General features: G+C 75.4%; 7 protein-coding genes. All 7 read right to left on the bottom strand.

What is annotated here, in order from left to right; translation table 11 throughout:
- Positions 1–53 precede the first annotated feature (53 nt).
- Complete coding sequence (locus BBH68_RS23825) at positions 54–1,253, bottom strand: ROK family transcriptional regulator (RefSeq protein WP_065965528.1); 1,200 nt, start codon at positions 1,251–1,253, stop codon at positions 54–56.
- A gap of 463 nt (positions 1,254–1,716) precedes the next feature.
- Positions 1,717–2,490 carry a hypothetical protein gene (locus BBH68_RS23820; RefSeq protein ID WP_065965522.1) on the bottom strand — a complete coding sequence of 258 codons (774 nt, stop codon included), beginning with the start codon at positions 2,488–2,490 and terminating at the stop codon, positions 1,717–1,719.
- A gap of 13 nt (positions 2,491–2,503) precedes the next feature.
- Entirely contained in the window at positions 2,504–2,761 is a 258-nt protein-coding gene (locus BBH68_RS23815; RefSeq protein ID WP_065965521.1) for an acyl carrier protein, read from the bottom strand.
- A 17-nt stretch (positions 2,762–2,778) separates the two neighbouring features.
- Complete coding sequence (locus tag BBH68_RS23810) at positions 2,779–4,050, bottom strand: type III PLP-dependent enzyme (RefSeq protein ID WP_065965520.1); 1,272 nt, start codon at positions 4,048–4,050, stop codon at positions 2,779–2,781.
- Entirely contained in the window at positions 4,037–5,047 is a 1,011-nt protein-coding gene (locus BBH68_RS23805) for a ketoacyl-ACP synthase III family protein (protein ID WP_065965519.1), read from the bottom strand. The genes BBH68_RS23810 and BBH68_RS23805 overlap by 14 nt, the downstream gene beginning before the upstream one ends.
- Complete coding sequence (locus BBH68_RS23800) at positions 5,044–6,228, bottom strand: acyl-CoA dehydrogenase family protein (RefSeq protein ID WP_158080289.1); 1,185 nt, start codon at positions 6,226–6,228, stop codon at positions 5,044–5,046. Before BBH68_RS23800 ends, BBH68_RS23805 begins: the two co-directional genes overlap by 4 nt.
- Complete coding sequence (locus BBH68_RS23795) at positions 6,225–7,010, bottom strand: acyl-CoA dehydrogenase family protein (RefSeq protein ID WP_076970677.1); 786 nt, start codon at positions 7,008–7,010, stop codon at positions 6,225–6,227. The genes BBH68_RS23800 and BBH68_RS23795 overlap by 4 nt, the downstream gene beginning before the upstream one ends.
- Positions 7,011–7,079 lie beyond the last annotated feature (69 nt).

The following is a 7,079-nucleotide window of genomic DNA, read 5'->3' as shown; positions in this document are numbered from 1 at the left end:
GTCAGGATCCCGCTCAGGTCAGCGCGGGCGCTCCGCTCCGGTCAGGATCCCGCTCAGGTCAGCGCGGGCGCGCCCGCCGACAGGGCGCCGTCGAGCAGTGTCGAGTCGCCCATCTCGCTCAGCACCAGCGCCAGCGCGCCCAGCACCTCGGCCCGGCCGCCCAGCGCTCCCGGCATCACCGACAGCCGGCGGGCCGCGCTCGGGATGGCGTACCGCGCCACCGACTCCCGGATCGGGCCGAGCACCAGCTCCCCCGCCTCGGCGAGATGGCCGCCCAGCACCACCCGGCTCGGGTTGATCAGGTTGCACAGGTTGGCCACGCCGCTGCCGATGTGCCGCCCCACGTCCGCGATCACCCGGCGGCAGCCGGGGTCGCCGTCCCGGGCCAGCTGCACCATGCGCTCCACGGTCAGGTCGGCGCCGTGGCTGGAGTACAGCAGCGGCAGCACGTACCGGGCCGCGGTGAACGTCTCCAGGCAGCCGCGGTTGCCGCAGCGGCACACCGGGCCGGACTCGTCCAGCGTGATGTGGCCGATCTCCCCGGCCGTGCCGCCGGGCCCGCGGTAGATCTGCCCGCTGATCACCAGGCCCGCGCCGACACCGTCGGCGACCTTGATGTACGCGAGGTCGGCGACCCCGCGCCCGGCCCCCCACACCAGCTCGCCGAGCGCGCCGAGGTTGGCGTCGTTGTCCACGTGCACCGGCACGCCCAGGCGCTCGGCCAGGTCGTCGCGCGGGTTGGTGCCCGCCCAGCCCGGCAGGATCGCGGTCGAACCGAGCGTGCCGGTCTCGACGTCGATCGGGGCCGGCACGCCGAGGCCGACGCCCACCACCTTCTCCTGGCTGATGCCGGTCGCCGCGATCAGCCTGCTGACCAGGTGCTCGGCCCGGTCCAGGCCCTGCGAGGCGGAGGCGTCCACGTCCAGCGGCTCGGACTCCTCGGCCAGCACCTGGTGGGCGAGGTTGCCGATGGCCACGCGCAGATGCGTGTGCCCGAAGTCCACCCCCACCACGATGCCCGCGTCCCCGCTCAGCGAGACGCTGCGCGCCCGGCGGCCGCCCGCGGAGGTCGGGGTGACCTCGACCGTGCCGCCGTCCTTGAGCTCACGGACGATGTTGGAGACGGTGGCCGCGGACAGCCCGGTGGTCCGGGCGATCTCCGCCTGGGTGAGCGAACCCGCCATACGCACCGCGCGTACCACCCGCTCGAGGTTGGCCCGGTGCAGCGACGACTGCGATCCCGGAGTCTCCACGCCCATCCGCTCCTGTCTCCACGCCTCCGCGGGCGGCACGACCGCCGCTCCGCCGGCCGGGCCGCAGCAGTGAGGCCCGGCTTGTCTCCAACATGTGAACTCTAAGCTGAGCCGCCTCGGTTGTCCCACGTCAAGTCCTTGACGGACCTTGACGGAGTCCGGTCGACTCCTTGATCGGATAAGTGCGCGCGAGGACGGCCCGTGGGCGATCACCGGTGAAACCCGGCGAGGCCCGCCGCCGCGCCGCGGTCCGCGCTCCGCCGTTCCGGTACGACATGAGGCTTCCCGTGACCCGCACGCACAATCTCACGATCTCGATATCGCGCCAGCGTACGACGGGCGCGGCCGCGAAGTGCGGGGTGTCCAGCACCTGGGCGGCGGGCCCCGTCACGCGCACCCGAGCCCCTGAAGAACGAGCCCCTGAAGGCGAGCCCTGAACAACGAGCCCCTGGAGAACGAGCCCTCAGAGAAGGGGTACGAAGGTGGCGAGGTGCAGCCGCCCCAGCCCTCGGTCGCGGTCCGCGGCCACCAGCCGCTCGGCGCCCTCCTCCGCCGCGCCCCGCAGCGCGGCGGACAGCGCCCGCCACACCCCGGCGCAGCCGTGCCCCGGCGTGGCATGGCGCACCGTCGCTCCGGTCGCCTCCAAGGCCCCCGCCAGGTCGCACAGCCCTTCGCCCAGGACATACGCGGTGCGCGGGCCGGGCGCGCGGTCGGGGGCCGGGGCGGAGGGTGGAGCGGGGGGTGGAGCGGGGGCCGCGGTCAGCGGCGGCAGGCAGTCCGCCGCCGCCCCGGCCCGCTCCTCCGCCACCGCCTGAAGCGCCCAGTCGCCCGTCCCGCCGAGGGTCAGCACCGCCCCGGCCGCCGGGTCGAGCACGAACAGCGCGGCGTCGTCCAGGCCGCCGCCCCGGTGGATGCGGTCGAGGATCCTGAGTCCGCTGAACGGGGCGCCGACCCCCTGGTCGGCGAGGGAGAAGGCGCGCGGGTCGCCGGGGCAGGCGTCGGCGAGGTAGCCGGCCACCAGGCCGGCGGGGGTCGCGTCGTACGCCTCGTGGGCCACCACCAGGTAGTCCAGCGGGCGGGGCGGCGACGCCCCCGGCGCCGGCCGCCCGTCCTGCCCGGACGGGCCGGCCAGCAGCTCGCCGCCCATCTCCACGAAGGAGCGCCCGCCGGGCCGCGCGGGGAAGTCCAGCCCCCAGGTCCCGGCCAGGCGCAGCCCCGCCGCTGTCGCGTCCGCCATCCTCAGGCCATCCTCAGCGCTCTGCCGGGAGAGAGCGCATGAGGAAGTCGACCAGCGCGCCGACGGTCTCGAAGACGTCCGGCTCGATGGCGTCCGTGTCGACGACCACCCCCGCGTTGTCCTCCAGGTCGATCATCAGCTCGACGATGCTGGTGGAGTCGAGCCCCAGGTCCTCGAAGAGCCGCTTGTCCTCCTCCACCGGAGTGTCGGAGTACGGCACCATCGCCGCCACCGATCTGCCGATCGCCTCGACCATCTGCGCGCGGTCCATCCCGGGCCTCCCCTTGCTCACTGAACGAACTGGTGGTGTCGCTGCTTGCGCAGCAGGTCATCGGCGGTGTCCCGGTCGCGGACCAGCAGCGGCCGGCCCTCGTGGACCAGCACCTCGGCCGGGAATCCATGGCTGAGGAAGTGGCCGGGTGAGGCGCTCGGACCGTAGGCGCCCGACCGCAGCACGGCCAGGACGTCGCCCGGCGCGAGGCCGGGCAGCGGCACGGCGCGGGCGAGGGTGTCGTCCGGGGTGCACAGCGGGCCGGTGATGTGCCAGCGGCGCTCGGGCCCCGCGCCGCCGCCCGCGACCGCCGCGACGGGGAAGTTGCGGCGGGCGTAGGAGCCGACCCCGACCGCCGCCATGTGGTGGTGGGTGCCGCCGTCGGTGACGGCGAACGGGGTGCCGCGGGATTCCTTCACATACTGAACCCGCACCAGGTAGGCCCCGGCGCGGGCGGTGAGGAAGCGTCCGGACTCCAGCAGCAGCCGGGTGCCCGGATGGCGGCGCGTGAAGTCGCCCACGACGGGGGCGAGGCCCGCGCCCAGCGCGCCGAGGTCCAGGTCCCGCTCGCCGTCGAAGTACGCGACGCCGAGTCCGCCGCCGACGTCGACCGCCTCCAACTCGATGCCGGTGGCCGCCGCGACGCGTTCGGCGAGCGCGAGCACCTGGGCGGTGTTCTCCACGACCGCCGACGCGTCGAGGATCCGGGTGCCGAGGTAGACGTGGACGCCCATCGGCACGGCGTGCGTCAGCGCGCTCAACCGGTCTTTTCCGGACAGCAGTTGTTCCTCGTCGATGCCGAACTGCCGGGGTTTGCCGCCCATGGCCAGCCGGGAGCCGGCCGCGGCGACGGAGGGGTTGACGCGCAGCATCACCCGCTGGCGCAGCCCGGCCTGGCGCGCGGTGGCCTCGATGAGCTCGAGCTCCTGCCAGGACTCGCAGACGATGGCGTACACCCGGCCCTGGACGCAGGCGCGGATGTCGTCGGCGTTCTTGCCGGGGCCGAGGAAGATGATGTCCTCGGGGCGGGCGCCGGCCGTGCGGGCGGTGCGCAGCTCGACGAGCGAGGAGACCTCGGCCCGGGCGCCGTGGGCGAACAGCAGGGAGCAGACGCTGCTGTTGGGGTTGGCCTTCAGGGAGTAGAAGATCTCCACGGGGTGCGGCAGCGCGTCCGCGAGGGACCGGACCGCGCCCGCCAGCAGGTCGCCGTCGTAGACGTACAGCGGAGTGCCGTAGCGGTCCGCGAGGTCCGCGGCCCGGATGCCCTGGACGGCCTCAAAGCTCTCCATCGCTCCCTCTCTCGCTCCCCGGCCCGCCGACCGGGCCGCCGATCGGGCCGCCGTCTCGCGCGCCGTCCCGTTCCAGGACCGCCGCGCCGAAGGTGGCGCCGAGGCCGACGGCGGCCAGCACATACCGGTCGCCGGGCGCGAGCCCCCCGGAGGCGCGCAGCGAGGCGAGGTTGAGGTACGGGTCGGCGCAGTTGGCGTGGCCCAGGCGCGGCAGGTTGTCGAGGAAGACCTGGGAGTAGGGCAGGCCCAGCTCCTTGGCCACGCCTTTCCAGGACAGGCGGTTGACGTTGTGCGGGACGATCCACCGTATGCCGTCGAGTCCGGTCCCCGCCTCCTCCAGCGCCTCCCCGATCACGGCGGCCAGGGCGGGCGCGTAGAGCCGGGTGTACTCGCGCTCCCGGTCGGGGTCCGCGCCGCCGAAGCCGCGGTAGAACCTGCCGTACGTGCGGAAGGCGGAGCCGAGCAGCCGGTCCCCGGGCACCCCGGGTCCGACCAGGCACGCGGCGGTGGCGTCGGCGACGACCGCGACGCCGGGGATGGTGGCCTGCTCGGGGCGGGCGACCCGGTCGCCGGTGAGCACCAGCGTGCTCGCACCGTGATCGGTCTCGATCACCTGCCCCGCCAGGAAGAGCGCGAACAGCCCGGCGGCGCAGTTCATCTGGCCGACGGAGAAGGCGGGGGCGTGGTCGAGGCCGAGCGCGGTGCGGACGCCGTCGAGCAGCCGGGGCCCGGCCGGGTCGGCCTCCTCGTGGGTGTGCGCGTACAGCACGTGGCGCACCGCGCGCGGGTCGGTGTCGCGCAGGGCCTCGCGGCCCGCGGCGGTGAGCATGTCGGCGAGCGAGTGGCCGGTGCTTCTGGGGATGTCGCGGAAGCCGAGGTAGTCGCGGTAGAAGCGGGCCTTGGCGTCGGGGAGGCCGGCGGCCGCGGTGGCCTCGGCGACCGTGAGCGCGGTGGGCGGGACGAAGGTGCCGACGGGCCCCAGGCGCACCGGGGTCACCCGGCCCCGCCCGCGGGCACGGCGCCCGAGCGGGCGTAGTCCTGGGCCAGCCGAAGCCGTTGGATGTCGCCGGTGCCCTCCATGAGCTCCAGCGCGGCGGCGTCGCGGGTCCACTTCTCCAGCAGCGGGTGGTCCAGCAGCGCGCCGCGCCCGAGGAGGGCGGGCAGCCGGTGGGTGACGTCCCGGACCAGCCGTATCGCCTCCAGCTTGCACAGCGCGGAGGCGTCGCCGCGGGCCCCGTCCGCCTCGACGAGCAGCGCGGTGCGGTGGACGAGGCGGGCGGCGGCCGCGAGGCGCAGCGAGACCGTCTCCAGCGCCCGCCGCTCGGCCGGGGCCGGGGTTCCGCGCTCGGCGCTCACGTAGTCGTAGACGGCGCCGGCGAGGCCGACGGCGGTCGCGGCGATCTGCACCCGCGCTCCGTAGAACGCGGTGACCGCGCCCCACATCCCCCGGCGGGTGGCGGGCAGATGGGCGCCGAGCAGCCGGTCCCGGGCGACCGGCACCGCGTCGAAGGTCATTTCGCTGATGCGGGCGCCCCGCAGCCCGATCATGTCGAGCGGCTCGCCGTGGGCTCCGGGCGCCGGGAGGTCCAGGACGACGGCGCGCACGCCCAGGGGCGAGGTGCCGGTCTGGGCGAACACCACCCCGACGCCGCCGCGCGAGCCGTTGCCGACGTATTTCTTGGCGCCGCTCAGCAGCCAGTCGCCGGTGCGGTCGGCGGGGTCCGCGGGGGTCAGGGTGGTCTGCATGCGGGTGGCGTCGCTGCCCGCCTGGGGCTCGGTGATGGCGCAGAACGCCCAGGTGGTGCCGTCGGCGACGCGCTCGTAGAAGGCAGCCTGTTGGCGTTCGTCGCCCATGGTGCGGACGACGACCCCGGCGAGGGCGGGGGCGGGCCCGGCGAACATGGCGCCCGCGTCGCCGCGCGCCAGCTCCATGGAGCAGATCATCTGGCCGAGGAAGTCCTGCGGCAGGTCCCGCACCGCGGCCCGGGCCCGCGCGTCCTGGAACCGCTTCGGGATGCCCATGGAGCGGAAGAGGCGGAAGGCGGGGTTGTCCAGGTGGTCGTCCATGCGGGCCGGGTCGGCGTCGATGGCGAGGGCGGCCGCCCGCAGGGCGGGGGCGAGTGCGCGGGCGTGGTCGCGCAGGCGCTCGTGCGCGGCGTCCAGGGCCGGGTCCGTCACGACCATCCCTCTCCGGGGTCTCGCGGCGACGGCGCCCACAGGCTGCCGACGTACGCCGAGACGTACAGCGAGCGCACGGGGTGGTCGGCCAGATAGCCGGCGCCGCCGAACAGATTCGTCAGGGCCGCGTCGGCCTCATCGAGGCGCCGGTGCAGCTCGTGGGCGGCGTGCGGATCGGCGCCCGAGGTGGTCAGCAGCAGTTCGCAGGCCCGGACGGCGGCGACGCAGTCGGCGACCTTGGCGCGCACCAACTGCCGCTCGAGCAGCGGCCGGTCGCCGGAGCGCCGCCCGGCCACATGGGCCACCGCGCGCTCCAGCAGCGCCTCGGCGAGCCCGGCGCGCAGCGCGGCGAACAGCGTCCCGGCCAGGTCGAGCCGGTCCTGGGCGCTCCGGGGGCCGGGCCCCCGCGGGGCGCTCCCGGGGCCCGGCCCCGGCCCGGCGGTGTCGTCGGGGACGACCCGCAGTACCTCAAGACCCTCGCGCTCGGCCAGTTCATGGCGCGGGCCGGGCCGTACGGTGGCCCGCTCGACGGGCACCACGCGCCCGGCGAGCAGCCAGCCGCGCAGGTCCGGGGCCGTGCGGGCGGGAAGGACGCACAAGCCCCCGTCGGAGCAGGGAGCGGTGAAGTCCAGATGCCGCACGGCACGCGCCAGAGCCGCCGCGAGGCCGCTCTCGCGGGCGGTGCGCAGGACGTCCAGGGCGGCGGGGAGGGGATCCGCTCCGAGGGCCGTTACGGGTGCGGTTACGGGGTCCGCCAGGGGTTCCGCCGCAGCGTCTGCCACGGGGGTCGTTTCGGGGGTCGTTTCGGGGGTCGTTTCGGGATCTTTGGCGGGCAATTCCGCAGCTTTTGC

The organism is Streptomyces sparsogenes (genome assembly GCF_001704635.1).
GTDB classification, from domain to species: Bacteria; Actinomycetota; Actinomycetes; order Streptomycetales; family Streptomycetaceae; genus Streptomyces; species Streptomyces sparsogenes.
Note: the sequence above shows the minus strand (reverse complement) of the source record. Positions and strands in the feature narration are given on the sequence as shown.

Excerpts from the sequence above, each read along its gene's own strand:
- BBH68_RS23820 (WP_065965522.1), bottom strand. The coding sequence starts at position 2,490 with ATGGCGGACGCGACAGCGGCGGGGCTGCGCCTGGCCGGGACCTGGGGG.
- BBH68_RS23815 (WP_065965521.1), bottom strand. The coding sequence starts at position 2,761 with ATGGACCGCGCGCAGATGGTCGAGGCGATCGGCAGATCGGTGGCGGCG.
- BBH68_RS23810 (WP_065965520.1), bottom strand. The coding sequence starts at position 4,050 with ATGGAGAGCTTTGAGGCCGTCCAGGGCATCCGGGCCGCGGACCTCGCG.